This window comes from Pectobacterium aroidearum, assembly GCF_041228105.1.
Lineage (GTDB): Bacteria > Pseudomonadota > Gammaproteobacteria > Enterobacterales > Enterobacteriaceae > Pectobacterium > Pectobacterium aroidearum.
The window spans coordinates 3481374-3501100 of the sequence record NZ_CP166097.1; the positions used below are offsets into that span (position 1 = coordinate 3481374).

The following is a 19727-nucleotide window of genomic DNA, read 5'->3' on the forward strand; positions in this document are numbered from 1 at the left end:
CCGTACTAAAAATAGCTGAGCAACCACTCAAGCATTTTTTATGAATAGGGATAAGTAGCATGAGTCGTTACTTATCCCTGAATCACAACGAGTGAGAAGAACGAATGATTAACTTCAATGGCCTTTCAAAAAGTACTGTGGCAGATACGCAGTCCACCAATGACAGTCGCTCGATAAAAAAGCAGGAAAACGTATCCGAAGGCACGCAGTCCGCGTCTACGGCGTCTGATGGTTATTCAAATAAAAAGAATAGCGGCATTACAACGCTGGCAAAACAGCTCAGCGACGCCGCCGTCAGGGCCGAAGCCAGAGATGCTAAAAGCGACCGCAGTACATTGGCGACCAGAGCCAGAAACGTGGATGATGAACTGGTCGGCATGAGCTATGTCAGCGGTAAGAAAGCGCACGATGCGGAAGTCCCCAATAGCGATGACCCCGAGCGATTAGCCAGAGCGAAACAAGCTACAGCGTATACCAATGGTCAAGGAAGTAACCCCTTCAAAGGTCTGTCTCGTGAACAGCTGGCGCTGATTACCTATGACGACAGCGGAACCTTTACGGTGAATGAGCGGCGTGCGGCCTGGAGCGAAGCTTATGACCAGGAGCAAGTGTGGCGCACGATGGCCATGGCACAAAGCAAACTGGAGTGGAATCGCGGCGAGTTTAAGCAAACCGAATTTTTCAAGATGGTGTTAGAGCACCATGAGAGCCTGCCATTAATCGAACAAGCGCAGGCACCGGAAGGCTATGTACCACGTCTGAAGTACCTGATAGAAATGGACTTCAACTTTATGACGGGGGAATCAGGCAAAGACGCCGATCCGTTCAACCGCCTGTTTGAACTCCTTTCCCCCACCAAACTTCACTTAGAAGATGGCAAACTCACTCTGGATGCAACCAAAGATGCCTGATAAGCAGATGATGACCTCTGCACAGGCATTCACGATTGTGCTGTGATGACGTCAAAAGCGCGGGCTTCATCTTTTTTGCGCGTGACTTTATTGGCGTACATTGCAGCATCAGCCCGGCGGATCACGCCATCAGGCTCCTCGACGGAAGGGTCTGCCGTGGCGATCCCGATGCTGGCCCCCAAATAGTCAATACTGACCGTACCGAGAGAATAATTCCCCTGTAACAAGGGCGTAATGTCATCTCTGAAGCAAGCAATCACACGCTCGTTCTCTCCCGGCGCAACGTTTATCATACGGGCAAAAACAAACTCATCACCACCGAGACGCCCGACAACATCGCCTGGGTTGCCCCACATAAGCAAACGCTGACCCACTTCTTGTAAGAAGATATCACCCGCTTCATGACTGAACTGGTCGTTAATTTTCTTAAAGCCGTCGAGATCAATGAACACAATAAGCGCATGCTGATGGTCATTCTTGGCCTGAGAAAACAGTGCTTCCAGAGAATAAAATACGCCTCGGCGGTTAAGCAATCCGGTTAGTGAATCGGTATAAGAATATTCATGTAACGCGACATTTGCGGCTGTTAACTGCTGCACCAGCCACTCTTTCTGCACTTGCTGAGCAATAAGCTGCGCGAATAAACTCAGGATTTGTTCACCCTTAGTCGTCAGCGGCTTATGATCGGAGCTTGCGGCACAGAGTGTGCCATACAACTGCCCATCTTCCATGCGTACCGGTGTACTGGCATAGGTGATGATGCCCAACGCTTTCGCCGTCTCCGAATCTCCCCAGCATTCAGCCACATTAGGCGTGTAACTTTGCCCTTCATCCAACGCCCGTTTGCACAGCGTGTCATGCCACGGCACCGAAGCACCTTCAGGAATATTGAGCGTTTTCGTGTTGTGAGCAAACAGGATATTTTGGAAACCCGCTTCGGTGTCAACCTGCGTCAGGTAAGTCGATTCCAGATCGGTGACCAGTTCCAGCATGACTAATAACTGGCGAACGAGCCCCTCGAAGGTATCCTCTGAACGTAATGCGTTCGAGAGGTGAGAAAGCAAATTATCAGTCATAAAAATCGATTCCATCGAGTTTATTTATACATAAAAACAAAAAGATACATAACACAGGGCGTACATCAATCTATCATCCATGCAAACTGATGATTTCGCCATACTATAGAAATCATACTTGCTTTTCGCCTCTCGTCCGCCCACTTGCGCTTTGCGAGTTTACCTCGTCCCGTGGTTTATCATCGGTTAAAAAACGCCATATTTTATTCAACATGCCCGAAATACATCACCCCCGTCATGCTCCCCCTTCGGTTCTGCTATTGTCATCACACTTACCCATCAAGGCTGCACGATCTGTTTGACTTTCCTGCATACAAGGACTTACAACAGCAGCACAGGCGTGTAACTAGTTTTCTAGGCAAGACCTGAAGCTATCCCACTCAACACCGTGGGAGGAGCTTCAGGTCTTTTTTCGTTTCTGGATCAGGGGAAGCGTCGTATGAGCCAAACAGCAGCAGATAATAACGCGACAGTCTATGCCACCACCGCGGAAAAAATCATCACATTCGTCGGCGGGATTGATAACATTGAGCACATTGAACACTGCTCTACGCGGCTACGGCTGAGCCTTTATGACAATAGTCAGGTGAACCAGCGCGAACTGGAAAAAGTGCCGGGCGTGCTGGGCGTTCGGGTCAACGTCCAGTGTCAGGTGATCATCGGCAGCGAAGTCATGCAGGTGTATGACGCGGTGCAGAACCTCGCCGCAGGCCGTAAGAAAACGGACCGCACCGTGCCGGCAAAAACCAACCGCACGGCTTTTGTTATCGACTTTATCATCAGCGTTTTTCAGCCTCTGGTTCCTGCGATTGCTGGCGGCGGCGTGCTCAAATCGCTGTTGCTGCTGCTGGATCTGCTCGGCTGGCTCACCAAAGACAGCTCAACCTACAAAGTGCTGGATAACATCGGCTCCGCACCGCTCTATTTTCTGCCGATTCTGGTGGGAATCACGACCGCGATGAAGCTGAAAGTCAATGTGCTGGTCGCCGTTTCCGCCGTCTCTGTCATGGTGTTGCCTGCCATGTCTAAACAGCTGGCGGAAGGCGCGGAATTTCTCTCTCTCGATCTGAAAAATGTCGCTTACGCCTCGCAGGTTTTCCCGGCGATTCTGTGCGTTATTTTCTATGCGCAAACCGAAAAGATCTTCAACCGTTACTCGCCGAGCGCTCTGCGTATTTTCCTGTCACCCATGCTCTCGCTGCTGGTCACCGTTCCCGTCACATTGCTGGTTCTTGGCCCGCTCGGTTATGAACTCGGCGCAGGTCTGGCGACGGCGATCCTCTGGCTGTACAGCAAATTGGGCTTTGTGGCGACGGCGTTGCTCGCTGCCGCGCTACCATTCATGGTGGCATCGGGGATGCATAAACCAATGTTGCCTTATGCCGTTTCCTCCATGAGTCAATTTGGTAAGGAAATGCTTTACCTACCCGCATCGCTTGCACACAACATTGCCGAATCCGGTGCCTGTATGGCGATAGCCCTCAAAAGCAAAGACAAAACGTTAAAATCGACGGCGCTTTCAGCGGGTATTTCCGCCCTGTTCGGCATTACTGAACCCGCGCTATACGGGATCACGCTGCTGAATAAAAAAGCACTCTACAGCGTGCTGGCAGGTAGCCTGGTCGGCGGCGCGTTTATCGGCTGGATGGCGATTGAAGCCTTTGCGCTGGTTGGTCCCGGTCTGGCTAGCATCTCCATGTTTGTCTCGCCGGAAAATAGCTGGAATATCGTCTATGCCATCGCCGGGGCGGCGCTCTCTTTTGCCATCGCCTTTCTCTCCGCGCTGTTCCTCTGGCGGGAAGAAAAACCCGTCGCTGCGGTAGAGGAAGAAGAAGCCCTTCGCACTATCGCTGAGTGCCAGTTCGCCAGCCCGATTGAAGGAAAAGTGATCCCGCTGGAAAGCGTAAACGATGAAATTTTCTCCAAACGTATCATGGGGGATGGCGTTGCCATCATCCCCGAAAAAGGCGTGCTCTACGCCCCGGCGAGCGGCACGATTGAGAACGTATTTGAAACGGGCCATGCCGTCAGTATGCTCACCGACAGCGGTGCCGAACTGATTTTCCATATCGGCATCGATACCATCAAACTCAACGGTCAGGGCTTTCAGCCAAAAGTCACGGCTGGCCAACAGGTTAATACCGGCGATGTCCTCGTTGAATTTGACCTCGATAGCCTCATCGCCGCGGGTTACGATCCCGTTGTCATGATGGTTATCACCAACAGCGAGCGCTTCCGCGTGATACCAGAAGCTACTGATGCCGTCCTCTCTCCCCACACCATCATCATGACCTTAAAGGAGTCTGTGTAATGGATAAAAATATCGCATTCCCGGAACACTTTTTATGGGGCGGCGCAATTGCCGCCAATCAGGCCGAAGGCGCATGGAATGAAGACGGCAAGGGGCCGTCGGTCGCGGACGCCATTACCTGGAAACCGAATCTCGATCTGAAAAATTACCATGCCCACATGGCGCTAACGGACGACAACGTTGCCGATGCGTTCAACGGCAAAAATGATGCTTTCTATCCCAAACGGCGCGGCATCGATTTCTACCACCGCTACCAAGGCGATCTGGCGCTGTTTGCCGAAATGGGCTTTAAGGTGCTGCGCGTTTCTATTGCCTGGTCGCGCATCTTTCCAACCGGAGAAGACAGCGAACCGAATGAAGCCGGCTTGCAGTTTTACGACGATCTGTTCCGCGAGATGCGCAAGCACGACATCGAACCGCTGGTGACGCTTTCACATTATGAAATGCCGCTGGCGCTGAGTGAGAAATACAATGGCTGGGTGCACCGTAACGTGCTGGATGCCTTCGTGCGCTTCAGCAATGTCTGCTTCGATCGTTATAAGGATCTCGTTCGCTACTGGCTGACCTTTAACGAGATCGACAGTATCCATCGCCACCCGTTTACCACAGCGGGTATTCGTGAAGAGAAAAGCGCTCCGGGACAAGCCAAACAGGATATTTATCAGGGGCTGCACCACCAGTTTGTGGCATCGGCCATCGTCACCCGCGACTGCCATAAAAAAATCCCCGGCAGCCAGGTGGGTTGCATGCTGACCAAGCTGACGACCTATCCTCACTCCTGTCGTCCAGAAGACGTCGAAGCTGCACTGAAAAAAAACCTCGAAAACTATTTCTATGCCGATGTGCAGGTATTCGGCGAGTATCCACCGCTCATTAAGCGTGACCTTGAACGACGCGGTATCCATATCACCATGCAGCCTGACGATCTGGCTATTCTCAAGCAGCACACCGTGGATTTTGTGTCGTTCAGCTATTACATGTCGCTCACCGAATCTACGCAGCCGGACGCCGAAAGAATCCCAGGAAATACCGTTCTGGGCGTGAAAAACCCGTATCTGCCAGCCTCAGACTGGGGATGGCAGATCGACCCTATCGGGCTAAAAATCTCCCTGCTGGAACTTTACGATCGCTACCAGAAGCCGCTGTTTATTGTCGAAAATGGCCTGGGCGCAAAAGACGTTGTCGAGAACGGTAAAATCCACGATCCTTACCGCGTTGACTACTTCCGTTCACATTTCGAGCAAATGCGTGAAGCGATTGGTGAAGGCGTTGAACTGCTGGGGTTCACCAGTTGGGGAGCGATTGACATCATCAGCGCGGGCACCTCACAGATGTCAAAACGCTATGGGTTTATCTATGTCGATCAGGATGACGAAGGCAACGGCTCACTGGCGCGTCTGAGAAAGGATTCGTTCTACTGGTATCAGAAGGTGATTGCGACAAATGGCGCCGACCTCACCTAACAGGCAGGCCGTATGTGTCGTTGCAGCGATCTGTCGCGATCGGGAAGTCACCGTGATTAGGAAACCAGCGTGATTAAAGTGAAAAAAGCGTTAAACAACAGCATGCTGTTAGTCGATCATGAACAGCAGGAGATGATCCTGTTGGGCAAAGGCATCGGATTTGGTGCCAGACCCGGTTCGTTGATTGATGTGACGCATGTTGAGCAGGTTTTCATTCCACTGGAAAACCTGAAATCACGGCATTTCCTTTCATTGACCGACACGATTCCTGCGGCTTTTTTTGACATCACGCATGAGATTGTCACGCTGGCGCAAAGTCAGTACGCCGAAAAGCTTAATTCGGTGCTGTTCTTTACGCTGGCGGAACATCTCTATTTCGCGGTTGAACGCAGCAAAACGGGCAACCACTTCGTCAATAAGCTCAGTTGGGAAGTCAAACGCTATTACCAAAAAGAGTACACCATCGGCGTGCAGGCAAAAGACCGCGTGTCGGCGCGCTTTAACGTCACGCTGCCTGATGACGAAGCCGTCAACATCGCGTTTCACCTCATTAATGCCGCTGGCAGCGCCGAAATTGCCGATGCCCATCAGCAGGTCCAGTTAGTGAATCGTCTGGCGGAAATTGTTCGCTACAAACTCAATAAGAATATCGACGTCAACGCCGTCGATTACCTTCGCTTTATCACCCATCTGCGCTATTTTTCCGAACGGGTGATTGCCCGCAAAATCGCACCGGGGCGCACGGACGATTTCTATCAGGAGCTGCTAAAACACTACCCTGAAGCGATGGCGATTTCCTGGGCCATCAGGGATTACGTGCAGGAAAAATATCAAATGGCCTTACCGAAAGAAGAGCTCACCTGGCTCACCATTCATATCAGCAGGCTGGCCGAAAGCCAGACGCCGTAGCACCCATCTCATCATGGTCATCCCCCCTAGCTGCTTTTGCCAACATACAGATCAATAAGGCCACAGGCCGCCTCGATAGGTGCTTATGTTGACCCCCATCACGATAACAACGCGCAAGCACTAATGAGATTGCAAACAAGAGTGATTATCATATATAGTTTTTGTCACCTACCGAAAATATCTCCTTATTTTATTAATTTACGCATCACATTCACTCTGGAGAAGATAATAACATGTCAAAAACGCTGTCCGTTCTGCGCAAAAAAGCGCGCCTGCTGACGCTGGCTTCATCGCTGATGGTTGCCTACGCCCTGCCTGCTGCCGCAGCAGATGACTCTCTGACCCTCTATACCACACGTGAGCCCGGCCTGATTCAGCCGCTGCTGGATGCGTTCACTAAAGAGACGTCGGTTAAAGTCAATACCGTGTTCATCAAAGACGGTATGCTGGAGCGTGTGAAAGCCGAAGGCCAAAACTCACCAGCTGACCTGCTGATGACCGTTGATGCCGGTAACCTGATCGATCTGGTCGAAGCCGGTGTCACACAGCCGATTCAGTCCAGCACATTAACCGAGGTCATTCCGGCTGCGCTACGCGACAAAGACAACCAGTGGTTTGGTCTGTCGATGCGTTCCCGCGTGCTCTATGCAGAAAAATCACTGCCGCTGACCGGCATTACGTACGAAAATCTGGCCGATCCAAAATGGAAAGGCAAAGTGTGTATCCGTGCAGGTCAACACCCTTACAATACCGCGCTGGTAGCCGCAATGATTGCGCACCACGGCGAAGCCAAGACTGAAACCTGGCTGCGCGGTGTGAAAGACAATCTGGCGCGTAAAGCCACCGGTGGTGACCGCGACGTCGCGCGCGATATCCTCGGCGGCATCTGCGATGTAGGTCTGGCGAACTCTTACTATGTTGGCCACATGAAGAATGCCAAAGAAGGCACCGACGCCCGTAAATGGGGCGATGCCATCAAAGTGGTTCAGCCTAAATTCGAAAACGGCGGCACGCACGTCAATATCACTGGCGCAGCCGTTGCACGCCATGCACCGCATAAAGATCAGGCAGTGAAATTGATGGAATATCTGGTTTCTGCACCGGCTCAGCAACTCTACGCACAGGCAAACTATGAGTATCCGGTTCGCAAAGGCGTCACGCTGGATTCCACCATTGGCAGCACGATCGGCGAAGTGGATATCGATAGCATCCCGCTGACCGACATCGTTAAATTCCGTAAACAGGCCAGTCAGTTGGTAGATAAAGTTGGATTCGATCAATAAGACCGGTTCGTCAACCCTGCGCGGCGCCTTCGGGCGGCCGCGCCTCTTTTTTTCTCCGCTTCGCATCGCTGCCGTTATCATTGCACTCGGTGTACTGGCTCCGCTGGTTTCCCTGCTTTGGTTAGCCGCAGGCGCGGGAGTCGGCCATTGGGATCACCTAATGCGCTACGTACTGCCCGATGCCGCGCTCAATACAGTGATCCTCCTTCTCGGCGTCGGCGTGCTGGTCATGGTGATTGGCGCAGGCTGCGCCTGGCTGGTGACCGCGTTTGATTTTCCCGGCCGACAGCTATTTAGCTGGGCACTGCTGTTACCGCTGGCGATGCCAACCTACATTGTCGCTTTTGCCTGGCTCGATCTGTTGCATCCGATTGGGCCGATTCAGGAAGCGATCCGCAGCCTGCTGGGCTACGACAGTCCGCGTCAGTTCCGCTTGCCGGATCTGCGATCCATGACGGGTGCGATTCTGCTACTCGGTCTGGTGCTCTATCCGTACGTTTATCTGACCATGCGGGCGATGTTTATCAGCCAGCCCGCACACCTGCTGGAAGCCGCACGCACGCTGGGGTTGAGTGCAACGGGCACTTTTCTGCACGTTGCACTGCCGATGGCGCGCCCCGCGCTGGCCGTTGGCACCAGTCTGGCCTTGCTGGAAACGCTGAATGACATTGGCGCTTCCGAGTTTCTGGGCGTAAATACGCTGACCGTCACGGTTTACACCACCTGGGTTACTCGTTCGGATTTACCTGCGGCAGCACAAATCGCCTGCACCATGCTGACGGTAGTCATCCTGCTGCTAACGTTGGAATATTACGGCCGGAAAAACCAGCGCTATGGCACCAGCCGACAGATGCGCGGCATCATGCCCGCGCCGTTGAAAGGGGTTCGCGCCTGGCTGGCAACCTGCGCGACGGCGTTACCTATTCTGCTCGGCTTCATCGCCCCTGCCCTCTTTCTGGCCTGGGAAAGCGCGAAACGACTGGGCGATAGCGTAACGATCTCCGCTGGTCTGATACGGTCATTACAGAACTCGCTGCTGCTGGCCGTTGGCGTCACGGTGGTCGTCACCGTCGTGAGCCTGATTATTGCGTGGTACGCCCGCCATTCGGCTATCACCGACCGCTCACCGGAACGCCGCCGCACGATACTGAGAATCGCCTCGCTGGGCTATGCCGTGCCCGGTACCGTGTTGGCGATTGGCCTGCTGACGCCCGGTATGGCGACGGATAATTTCCTCGCCGACTTGCTAGGCTACAAGGGATTACCCCTGCTTTCTGCCGGAATTCTGCTGGTGATCTGCTGCGCCATTCGCTTTATGGCGATTGGAATTGGCGCGCTTGATGCCGGACTGACGCGCATTCCTCCCGTCATGGAACAGGCATCGCGTTTGCTGGGCGAAAGTGAATTCGTCACGTTTTTCCGCGTACACCTTCCCCTGCTGCGCCCGGCGCTGGTGACCAGTGCGCTGTTAGTGTTTGCCGACTCGATGAAAGAACTTCCCGCCACGCTGCTGCTGCGCCCGGTCAATTTCGAGACGCTGGCAACCGTCCTCTATGCCGAAGCGGCCAGAGGAACCTATGAAGAAGGCGCCATTGCCGCATTGCTGATTGTGATGGCGGGCACGCTCCCCGTCGTGCTGTTGGCCCGCAGTCAGCTAAAAACATCGGTTGAGAAAGAATGAAAATCATGAGGAAGAGTCAAGGTGTCTGAGGCTACACTCGTTCTGAACAATGTCCACGTCGCCTACGGGCACAAGCATAATTTTCATCACGTGCTGAACGGTTTTTCCATGCAGGTTGCCGCCGGTGAACTGGCCTGCCTGCTGGGGGCATCAGGGTGCGGTAAAACTACCGCTTTACGCGCGATCGCAGGTTTTGAGCATCTGACTCAGGGAACGATTCACGTCGGCGGACGCTGTGTGGCCGGCCCAGACGTACATCTGCCACCGGAACAGCGCAACGTCGGGATGGTGTTTCAGGACTATGCGCTGTTTCCCCATCTGACCGCCGCGCAGAATATTGCCTTTGGCCTGAGAAAACAGCCGAAAGATCTACAACACTCACGCGTCCGCGCCATGCTTGAACTGGTCGATCTTGCCTCTCTGGCGCAGCGCTACCCGCATGAGATGTCCGGCGGACAACAGCAGCGAATCGCGCTCGCACGGGCATTGGCCCCGCAGCCTGCCGTGCTGCTGCTCGACGAGCCGCTATCCAGCCTCGACCCCGACAGCCGCAAAAGACTGGGGCAGGAAGTGCGTGACATTCTGCGTGATGCCGGACAAACCGCGCTTCTCGTCACACACAGCGAACAGGAAGCCGAGCTGATGGCCAGCCATATTGGCTATTTGAAAGAAGGTAAACTCGATAATATTTCGGAGAACCGAGAGGCTTGATTCAGTGGTTCGCCCCTGACAACATGGGAAATAATGAGTATGATTAAATCCTATCGGTAAGTTCAAGGGGTAGGCAATGAGAACAACACAACAAATGAGTATAACGCTACCGAATGAAATGGCTGCTCAGGTGAAAGCCCGAGTTGCCAGCGGTGAATATGCGTCAGAAAGTGAGGTTATTCGAGAAGGACTTCGAGCGTTGATTGCACGCGATAATGCAGTAGAGAATTGGCTGCAGGAACAAGTCGTTCCCGCCTGGAACGCACTGCAACGCGGTGAAACAGAAAGCCTCAGCAGTAGTGAAATTAGGAACAGATTAAAAGCCGAGTTCAGGAAGATGACCGGAGAAGAGTAATGGATTACAGGGTAGTATTCGCACCGGAAGCGGGAGAACAACTGGCAGCACTGTACCGCTATATAGCGAAAGTCGCCTCCCCTAAAACCGCACTCAGCTATACCGAAAGTATTGTCAGTTACTGTGAATCGCTTGAGTTATTCCCCGAAAGAGGAAACCAACGCAGCGATATTTTACCTGGGCTGCGTGTTACCAATCATCGTAAAAAAACACTTATTGCTTTTATGGTGGATGAAGAAAAAAGCACAGTAACGGTTCTGGGTATTTGGCATGGCGGTCAGGATTATGAAAGCGACTTGCGGGCAGATGAAGCGGATTAAAAATGTCTAGTTAGCCAACTATTCTCCCAAGCATTCATCTCCCCCAGATGATAGGGCAGCAGCCTACTGGTTATCCATAAGCCACTCCCCATTCTTAAGCTCGTTTATCAGTATCGCTACGCTTTGCCCTGTCCGTGTTTAGCCGCATACTCGGGGCTGTTGATCCACTGGTGGTCCGCTTCCCAGGTAAAGCGCCACTGACGCGTAGGACCAGCCATCACATTTAGGTAATAGCTGTCATAGCCTGCGATGGTGGCGACCGGGTGGTAGCCACGTGGCACCTGCACCACGTCTTTATCGTATACCGCCATGCATTCATCTAATGAACGGTCATCGGTATAGACGCGTTGCAGACAGAACCCCTGCCCTGGGTTCAAACGATGATAGTACGTTTCTTCCAGATAGGTTTCCTGCGGCGGATTATCGACATCGTGCTTGTGGCTAGGGTAAGAACTGGTGCAACCTTCATCGGTGTACACTTCGACCACCAACAGGCTGTCTGCTGCTTTGTCTTCGGGCAAAATGTTATGTACATAGCGCTGATTATTGCCGACACCGCGCTGTTCGGCGTCGATATCCTGCGGTGCAATCAGTCGGGTTGGGTGCGTGCCAAGCCCCGGTGCGGCACAAACCGCCAGTTCCAGCGCGGTGTGCGCCGTTACCATCACCGTCTCTCCCGTCGTGACATAAACTGCATAGGGTTTTCTACGCTCAAACGGGCTCATTCTGTCGCCAATCTGCTCGAAGCGCTCACTCGGGGTGACAACCGTCGCTTTGCCGCTCACCAGCACCAGACAGCGCTCGTTGTCGCTGGCAGGCAGCGATAGCACCTGTTCCGGTACCAGTTGATACACATCGAATCCCACATAGCGCCAGCCTGCCGTTTCCGGCGTGATGTGCTGCGTACGGCCATGTTCGTCAGGGGCACGATGGCGTGATAAGAGTCGGGACATTTTTTTGCCTCCATATCTACCCCAACTTCACGCTGCCTGCATGTTGGTTGGCCGGCAGCGTGAATACGCGGGGTATATCTCCACAAGTCAGATCAATTCCGCCTGTTGGGCGAAACGCTGCAAGTTATTGTAGCCCAGCGTCGCATACGTCAGCGGATGCGCAACGGCCGGATCTTGTTCCGCTTCGACCACCAGCCACCCGCTGTAATGATTGGCTTTCAGAATGCTGAACACCGCCGGATAATCCACGCAACCGTCGCCCGGTACAGTAAAGACACCGCTCAGCACCGCGTCTAAGAAGCTGGTCTTGCGGTTTTTCACATCTTTCAGCACATCTGGGCGAATATCTTTGCAGTGGACATGATTGATGCGGCTAATCCAGCGCTTCGCCACTGCCACCGGATCGGCACCGGCAAACGTCAGGTGGCCAGTATCCAGCAACAGCCCCACCTCTGGTCCGGTATGTTCCATCAGATTATCCACGTCCTGCGCACTTTCAATCACCGTTCCCATATGGTGATGATAGGCAATCTGCACGCCCTGACTTTGCGTGTAGCGCGCAAATTCGGTCAGCTTTTTACCGTATTCCGGCCAGCGCTCCTCCGGGAAACGCGGACGCAGATGGACCGGTTTTTGTTGATCGCCGTGAATCGCGCCCGTGACTTCGGCAAACACCAGCACCGTCGCACCGAGATCGCGCAATAACGCCAGATGCCCCTGCACCGCTTCAATCTCTTCTTCTACTGAACGAGTGAGCAGTTCACCGGAATACCAGCCGGAGACTAAACGCAAATCGTGCGCTTGCAGGATCGGTCCCAGCACGCTGGCCTGACGTGGGAATTTATTACCTAATTCAAAACCGGCGAAGCCTGCCTGCCGCCCTTCACTCAGGCAGGTTTCCAGCGGCGTGTCCGCGCCCAGAGAAGGCAGGTCGTCATTTGTCCAGGTGAGTGGATTAATACCAAGTTGAACGGTCATGTTATGTCCCTTTATTCGATCATATAAAAATGGGTTAACCGCGCTGCCGCCAGACGGCGATCAGTTGCAGGTAGTTATGCTTAACTTGCTCAATCAATTCGGCGTCGTCGATCTCGTTACGCAGCCACTTCTGTGCAGGCTGGGCAAACAGGGTGCGACCGACGGCAAAACCTTTCACAATCGGGAAACCGACGGCGGCGCTGAAACCCTGTTGCAGCGTTTCCAACGGCGCATCCAGCCCCAGAATCACCACGCCCCGACAGTAGGGATCGCGCTGCGCCAGCAGCGGCGTAAGCTGTTCCCAGCCTTCGGAGGACAGCGGTGGCAGTTTCCACCAGTCGGGGCGCACGCCGAGGTTGTAGAAGCGTTGAATGGCCCGCAGGTAAAGCGCATCGCTGTGCGGCATCCCCGCTGGCAGAATGACTTCAAGCAGCAGTTCATGGCCGGATTGGCGGCAGGCCTGATAGACCTCCATCACCTTCATTTCCTGCTCGCGCCGCAGCGCGTGAGCGTCTTCCGGGTGGAAGAACACCAGACATTTCACTACGTGTTCTAGCGGCCAGCTCACCAGCTGTGAACCGATATTGCCGCGCTCCATCATTAACGGACGCGATCCCGGTAGCTCAATCGGCCGGCCGATCCACCAACCTTTTCCGGTGATGTCATTCAGCGCATCCTGTCCGAACGTACCGTCGCACAGCAGACCCGCTTTGCCGTCCAGCCCTGCCTGTTGTGCCGCCTCATAGCTGGCACGCAGAATCAGCTTCTTCAGCGCCGGAATACGGTTAATTTCCGTGCCGCAGTTCAGCGCCATGTCTTCCAACTGGCTGCGGTGATCGAACGCAATCACGCACAGCTCATGCCACTGTTTACGACGTGTGGTGACGCGGTGCAGATGGTTAAGTTCTTCGTCAAGATCGGGGCGTGGGACGCTCGCCGCGCGCGCCAGATAGTTATCCAGTTCGATCTTGCTTGGCATAGCTGGCGCACAGCCGTGGCGCGACACCACCAGTGCGCCGCAGGCATTGGCGTACGCACAGGCTTTCTCCCAGCCTTCGCCGTTAAGATAGCCACGTAGCAGGCCAGACATAAACGCATCGCCCGCGCCCAGCACGTTCAGCACATCCACGCGCACGCCTTTGATCGTGATGCCTTTATCCAAATGGTCAGGGATAGCGTCACTAAATACTGAGCAGCCCAATGCTCCACGCTTACACACCAGTTCAGCCTGCGTGTGCTGGCGTACCGTACGCAGCGCCTGCAAGGTATTCGTACTGCCGCCCGCAATGTGGAACTCCTCCTCGGTGCCGACAATCACGTCGAACAGCGACAGCACCTGCTGCAACTGCTCCGTAACCGCCTGCGCTTCGACAAAGCGGGTTTCACCGTCGCCCAACGACGTCAGTCCCCACAGCACCGGACGATAGTCAATGTCCAACACCGTCTTCACCCCGTTACGCCGCGCATATTGCAGCGCCGTCAGCACCGCTTCGCGCGTATTAGGATGAGAGAGATGCGTGCCGGTAATCGCCAGACAGCGTGACGATGCGATGTAATCCTCGGTGAAATCCTCTGGCGAAATCGCCATATCGGCACAGTTATCGCGGTAGAAAATCAGCGGAAAGGTATCGCGATCTTTGATGCCCAACAGCACCAGCGCCGTCAGACGTTCCTTATCGGTAATTAAATGGCTGGTGTCACAGCCAACCTGATTCAACTCTTCACGCAGGAAGCGCCCCATATGCTCATCGCCCACCCGCGCCAGCATAGAAGAACGCAGCCCCTGTCGCGCCGTGCCGTAAGCCACGTTGCCGGACGATCCGCCCAGATACTTGGCAAAGCTGCCCATATCTTCCAGACGCGCGCCGATTTGCTGCCCGTACAGATCGACAGCAACGCGCCCCATGCAAATCACATCAAACGTCTTTTCCTTACTCATAGCAGCCAATCCTGTAAAAAAAGAAGAAATCACATCAGTTGGCGTATTAGCCCACGTCGTCCACGTTCACCCAGCGCGCCGTTTCGTGTGACAGCACGATCGCATCCAGAACTCGCGAGACTTTCCAGCCCTCTTCGAAATCCGGCCACATCGGGACGTCAGCCGCAATACCGTCGATCAGATCGCGCACCTCCACCGTTTTCTGATCGTTAAACCCAATACCGTGTCCGGCACTGGCGCAGAAGGCCGCATAGTCAGGGTGCTGCGGTCCGGTCAGCAGCGTTTTGAATCCCTGCCGGTTCTCTGGTTCGTCATGCCGATAGAGCTTCAGCTCCGCCATCCGTTCCTGTGTGAAACTCAGCGTGCCTTTCGTACCGGTCACCACGTAGGTCAGCCCCATTTTGCGGCCGCAGGCGATACGCGAGGTTTCAATCACGCCGCGCGCACCGTTGGCAAAACGCACCATCGCATGCGCCTGATCTTCATTTTCGACCTGTACTAATTCGCTGCTACCCGGTGCCGTCGGGCGCTGTGCAATCACGGTTTGCAGATCGCCGCAGACGCTGGCGATATCCCCCACCAGATACTGCGCCATATTGACGATATGCGCGGCCAGATCCCCCAGCGCCCCCAGCCCGGCGGTTTCTTTGAAACAGTGCCAATCCGCCGGCTTGTTCGGATCGGCCAGATAATCCTCGTTATGCGTGCCGTAAAAATGCACCACCTCACCAATCTCGCCGCTGGCGATAATCTCTTTGGCCAACTGTGAGGTCGGGTTCTTCATGTAGTTGAAACCCACCAGCGTTTTCACGCCCGCCCGCTGCGCGGCATCAACCATTTCTCTGGCATCACGTGCGTTCAGCGCCAGCGGCTTTTCCGAGTAAACGTGCTTGCCGTGCTGGATAGCCGCCATCGCCATCGTCTTATGCAGAAAGTTCGGCGCGCAGATATCCACCACGTCAATGTCTGGATCCGCCACCAGCGCACGCCAGTCCCCCGTTGAGCGCTGAAAACCGAACTCCTGCGCCCGTTTGGCCGCCAGCTCCGGCGACACTTCTGCCAACATCGCCTTCACCAGGTTGCCTTTCAGCGGGAAGACCGTCGGCGCCTGCGCGTAAGCGATGGCATGTGCACGGCCGATATAGCCGGTGCCGATTAACCCAATGCGTACATCCTTCATATCCACCTCGGTGCAAAAAAAGAATCGGTACGGGTGCGGCTCAGATAGCGCCGCGACGGCTCTTGGCATAGGTGTCGAACGCCACGGCCAGCACGATAATTAACCCGGTGATGATCTGTTGGTAGTAGGCCGATACGTTCATCAACACCAGTCCGTTAATCAGGATCCCCATGATGATCGAGCCGATAATGGTGCCGCTGATCCGGCCGTAGCCGCCCATCAGCGAGGTGCCGCCGATGACCACCGAGGCGATGACGCGCAGCTCGAAGGTGATCCCCGCGACCGCTTCTGCGCTGCCGAGACGGGCGCTGAGAATAAAGCCCGCCAGACCAGCCAGACAGCCAATCACGACGTAAACGCTGACCAGCACTCGCTGCACATTCACCCCAGCCAGACGCGCAGCTTCGGTGTTGCCGCCAATGGCGTAGACGAAGCGGCCCCAACGGGTTTTATGCAGCGCCAGATAGCCCAGCAAGGCGACCAGCGCGAAGATCCAGATCGGCACCGAAATACCGAGAATCTCGCCCCGCCCCCACCAGCGATAGCCGGGGTCAAAACCAGCAATCGGCGCGCCGTCGTTCATCACCAGCGTTAACCCGCGCCAGATCGTCATCCCGCCCAGCGTAACGATAAACGGCGGCAGACGCAGTTTGGTTACCCCTAAACCATGCAGGAAACCAATGAAGGTACCCATTGCCAGACAGATGCCCAACGCAACCAGCCAGCTCAAGCCGAACCAAGCATCAGGATCAACGGTGGTGAAGTTGTCGCCTTTAATTACCGAAGCGGCGGTGATGGCACACACTGCCAGAATTGAGCCGACGGACAGGTCGATCCCGGCGGTCAGAATGACGAACGTCATCCCTACCGCCATGATGCCGTAGATGGAAACTTCGGTCAGGATGTTGGTGATGTTGCGTTCGGACAAAAAGTTACTGTTTTGCGACTGAAAGAAGATCAGCAGCAAAATCATGAAAATAAACACGCCGAAGCGTTCGAAAAAAGCAATCGGATCAAAACGTCCGCGCGGATTGGACGGCGTAATGCTCTTAGAAAGCGGCTGCTGGGACATGCGTCACCTCCGTTATGCTGCGTGTAATGCGTCGTGGCAAATGGCCATCATCGTCATCAGTTTTTCTTCTGTGGCGTCATCGCCATGAATTTCCCCGCTAATTCGCCCTTCGCTGAGCGTGATGATGCGGTCGGAAATCGCCATGATTTCCGGCAGGTCGGAGGAAATCACAATCACGGCGACGCCCCGTTTCGCCATATCGAACAGCACCTGATGCACTTCGGACTTGGTGCCGACATCGATGCCGCGCGTGGGCTCATCCACAATCAATACCTTGGGATTCAGCGCCATACAGCGAGCAAGAATCACCTTTTGCTGGTTGCCACCCGACAGTTTGCGTACCTCCTGCTCGCTGTTCACCATCTTGATGTGCAGCGCCTGACGGTAAGCTTCAATCAGATCGTCTTCCTTACGGGTGTTCACAAACCAGCGCCAGCGCATGAGCGATGAGAGGTTGGAGAGTGAAATGTTTTCCCTGATCGATAATCCCAATACCGCGCCTTCTTTCTTACGGTCTTCCGGCACCAGTGCGATGCCTTGGGACAGCGCATGCAGCGGCGTAGACGGATGGTAAGGGGTGCCATCCAGCACAAACTCACCGGTTGAGAACGCGTCGGCACCAAACAGACAACGTGCAATTTCCGTACGGCCTGCGCCCACCAGTCCGGCGATCCCGAGCACTTCGCCCGCATGTACCTGGAAATTGATGTCTTTTAGCGCGATGCCGTGCGCATCCAGCGGTGGTTTTTCCCGGCTTAAGCCCTTCACCGCCAGACGTACCGGCTTATCCTGATGATGCGTTTCTGAAGGCGGACGGCGATTAAACACCACATCGCGACCGACCATCAGTCGAATAATCTCCTGCACATTCGTGCTGGCGACGTCGCCGGAACCGGTGTAGCGGCCGTCCTGAAACACGGTAAACCGATCGCACAATTGGAAGACTTCGTGCAGCCGGTGCGTGACATACACCACGCTCACGCCGCGTCCTTTAAGCTCGCGCACCACGCGGTGCAGGCTGTCGACTTCACTGTCGCTCAACGCCGCCGACGGCTCATCCATCACAATCAGCTTGGCGTTCAATGTCAGCGCTCTGGCGATTTCCACCATCTGCTGCTGCGCCACGCTCAAACGTGCCACCTGCGTCGTCGGCGCAATGTTCAATTTCAGATAATCCAGTACCGCTTTCGCCTCACGATTGACTGCCAGAGCATCCACAAATACGCCGCTGCGCTGCGGCTCACGCCCCAGGAACATGTTCTCTGCCACACTCATATTGGGCAGCAGGTTAAATTCCTGATAAATGGTGATAATCCCCCGCTTTTGGCGCTCAACCGGCGATTCAAGCGGTAACAGCTTTTCGCCGCCAAACCAGATGTCGCCGCTGGTTTGCGGTTGCGCCCCAGCCAGCGCCTTCAATAGCGTCGATTTACCCGCGCCGTTTTCGCCCAATAACGCATGAATCTCTCCCGGCTGTACGGTCAGCTGTGCGTTGCTCAGCGCCCACACGCCGGAGAAGCTCTTTGCCAGATTGGTAATCTTCAGTAGGGGTTCCGTCATGTTTACCTTCCTCCCGCAAGGCCGCGCGAACGCGGCCTGCTGAATACCTTTTATGTAGAGAACGATTTATTTACCCGCTTCGCCAATGCGTTCGGCATCGTTCAGGTTATCTTTGGTAATCATGGTCGGTTGGTAGTCTGCCCCGGTGATCGGCGCTTTGCTGCGGATGTTATTGGTCAATTGCGTCAACGCGGTGGTCACAGCGTAGCCCGGACGCTGATCGGCGGTAACAGCCAGCCAGCCGTCACGTACACGAGCCAGTGCTTCTGGCACAGCATCAAAACCGGTTACCATTACCTCGCCAGGTTTCAGACCTTGCCCCTGTAACGCTTCAATCGCGCCCAGCGCCATGTCGTCATTCGCAGAGAGGATCACCTGTGGGCGTTTAGGTAACGACGGCAGGACACTTTCTACGATGCGCATCCCTTCGGAACGCATCCAGTTCCCCGTCTGATCGGCCACAATGCGGTACTTGCTGCCGCCCGCTTTCAGGCTGTCACGAATCCCCTGCGTCCGCTCGATATTAGAAGAAGAGCCCGGCTGGCCGGTTAGCAGAATAATCTCTGCGCCATTCGGGAATTTGGTTTTGACATAGTCGGCAATCGCCTGACCACCTTTGTAGTTATTCGCCCCAAAATGCGGCACGGCTTTTTCCGTTTTCACCGAACGATCCAGCGTCACGACTGGTAACTTGGCATCCTGAATTTCGGTCACTGCGCTGGAAACCGCGTTAACATCATTCGGTGACACCACGAAGCCGAGTGCGCCACGCGTGATGGCATTTTCCAAATCGGCGGCCTGCTTCGGCGAGCTACCCTGCCCATCCAGTACCTGCAAATTCACGCCCAGTTCTTTGGCGGCTTTAACTGCGGTGCGCTGCATATGAACTTCAAACGGCATAGCGAGATTCGGCGTACTGAAAACGATTTGTTCATTTTGGGCCTGAGCAAGACCAGACAGACCCAGTGCGATGGCGATTGCGGAAACGCTGATGATCTTTTTCATATCTCTTTTCTCTTCATCTG

17 protein-coding genes are annotated in these 19727 nt (G+C 54.7%); 9 read left to right on the forward strand and 8 right to left on the reverse strand.

Features of this window, described 5'->3' with window-relative positions:
* Nucleotides 1–104 precede the first annotated feature (104 nt).
* Nucleotides 105–911: a hypothetical protein gene (locus tag AB8809_RS15855; protein ID WP_349854905.1), complete on the forward strand. Its 807-nt coding sequence runs from the start codon at nt 105–107 to the stop codon at nt 909–911.
* Between the two features lie 29 nt (nt 912–940).
* On the opposite strand, the gene AB8809_RS15860 is transcribed toward AB8809_RS15855, so the two are convergent.
* The gene (locus AB8809_RS15860) at nt 941–1987 is read right to left on the reverse strand and encodes a sensor domain-containing diguanylate cyclase (RefSeq protein ID WP_349854907.1); all 1047 of its coding nucleotides are present in this window, start codon (nt 1985–1987) and stop codon (nt 941–943) included.
* 439 nt (nt 1988–2426) lie between these two features.
* Here AB8809_RS15860 and AB8809_RS15865 point away from each other — a divergent pair, with 439 nt between their 5' ends.
* The 8 genes from AB8809_RS15865 to AB8809_RS15900 all read left to right on the forward strand — a co-directional run bounded on the left by AB8809_RS15865 (nt 2427) and on the right by AB8809_RS15900 (nt 11020).
* Entirely contained in the window at nt 2427–4298 is a 1872-nt protein-coding gene (locus AB8809_RS15865; protein ID WP_349854909.1) for a beta-glucoside-specific PTS transporter subunit IIABC, read from the forward strand.
* Entirely contained in the window at nt 4298–5761 is a 1464-nt protein-coding gene (locus tag AB8809_RS15870) for a family 1 glycosylhydrolase (protein WP_349854911.1), read from the forward strand. The genes AB8809_RS15865 and AB8809_RS15870 overlap by 1 nt, the downstream gene beginning before the upstream one ends.
* A 69-nt stretch (nt 5762–5830) precedes the next feature.
* A complete protein-coding gene (locus AB8809_RS15875) occupies nt 5831–6670 on the forward strand; it encodes a PRD domain-containing protein (protein ID WP_349854913.1) in 840 nt (279 codons plus the stop codon).
* Nucleotides 6671–6903: 233 nt separating this feature from the next.
* Nucleotides 6904–7953, forward strand: coding sequence for a Fe(3+) ABC transporter substrate-binding protein (locus tag AB8809_RS15880; RefSeq protein ID WP_256599710.1), 1050 nt, complete (start codon nt 6904–6906; stop codon nt 7951–7953).
* Nucleotides 7937–9634, forward strand: a complete 1698-nt coding sequence (locus AB8809_RS15885) for an iron ABC transporter permease (RefSeq protein WP_349854915.1) — start codon at nt 7937–7939, stop codon at nt 9632–9634. Before AB8809_RS15880 ends, AB8809_RS15885 begins: the two co-directional genes overlap by 17 nt.
* A gap of 21 nt (nt 9635–9655) precedes the next feature.
* Entirely contained in the window at nt 9656–10345 is a 690-nt protein-coding gene (locus tag AB8809_RS15890) for an ABC transporter ATP-binding protein (RefSeq protein ID WP_205946851.1), read from the forward strand.
* Between the two features lie 76 nt (nt 10346–10421).
* Nucleotides 10422–10700 (forward strand): type II toxin-antitoxin system ParD family antitoxin, encoded by a 279-nt coding sequence (locus AB8809_RS15895; RefSeq protein ID WP_181829439.1) that lies wholly within the window; start codon nt 10422–10424, stop codon nt 10698–10700.
* Entirely contained in the window at nt 10700–11020 is a 321-nt protein-coding gene (locus AB8809_RS15900; RefSeq protein ID WP_349854917.1) for a type II toxin-antitoxin system RelE/ParE family toxin, read from the forward strand. Before AB8809_RS15895 ends, AB8809_RS15900 begins: the two co-directional genes overlap by 1 nt.
* A 116-nt stretch (nt 11021–11136) precedes the next feature.
* Here AB8809_RS15900 and iolB read toward each other — a convergent pair whose 3' ends face one another.
* The 7 genes from iolB to AB8809_RS15935 form a co-directional block, all read right to left on the reverse strand.
* A complete protein-coding gene (gene iolB, locus AB8809_RS15905; RefSeq protein ID WP_349854919.1) occupies nt 11137–11973 on the reverse strand; it encodes a 5-deoxy-glucuronate isomerase in 837 nt (278 codons plus the stop codon).
* Between the two features lie 87 nt (nt 11974–12060).
* Nucleotides 12061–12951, reverse strand: a complete 891-nt coding sequence (gene iolE / locus AB8809_RS15910) for a myo-inosose-2 dehydratase (RefSeq protein WP_015839616.1) — start codon at nt 12949–12951, stop codon at nt 12061–12063.
* Between the two features lie 34 nt (nt 12952–12985).
* Complete coding sequence (gene iolC, locus AB8809_RS15915; protein WP_349854921.1) at nt 12986–14890, reverse strand: 5-dehydro-2-deoxygluconokinase; 1905 nt, start codon at nt 14888–14890, stop codon at nt 12986–12988.
* 46 nt (nt 14891–14936) lie between these two features.
* The gene (locus tag AB8809_RS15920; protein WP_300997587.1) at nt 14937–16070 is read right to left on the reverse strand and encodes a Gfo/Idh/MocA family protein; all 1134 of its coding nucleotides are present in this window, start codon (nt 16068–16070) and stop codon (nt 14937–14939) included.
* Nucleotides 16071–16110: 40 nt separating this feature from the next.
* The gene (locus tag AB8809_RS15925) at nt 16111–17142 is read right to left on the reverse strand and encodes an ABC transporter permease (protein ID WP_015839613.1); all 1032 of its coding nucleotides are present in this window, start codon (nt 17140–17142) and stop codon (nt 16111–16113) included.
* A gap of 12 nt (nt 17143–17154) precedes the next feature.
* A complete protein-coding gene (locus tag AB8809_RS15930) occupies nt 17155–18702 on the reverse strand; it encodes a sugar ABC transporter ATP-binding protein (protein WP_181848284.1) in 1548 nt (515 codons plus the stop codon).
* 66 nt (nt 18703–18768) lie between these two features.
* A complete protein-coding gene (locus AB8809_RS15935) occupies nt 18769–19707 on the reverse strand; it encodes a substrate-binding domain-containing protein (protein ID WP_015839611.1) in 939 nt (312 codons plus the stop codon).
* Nucleotides 19708–19727: the final 20 nt, after the last annotated feature.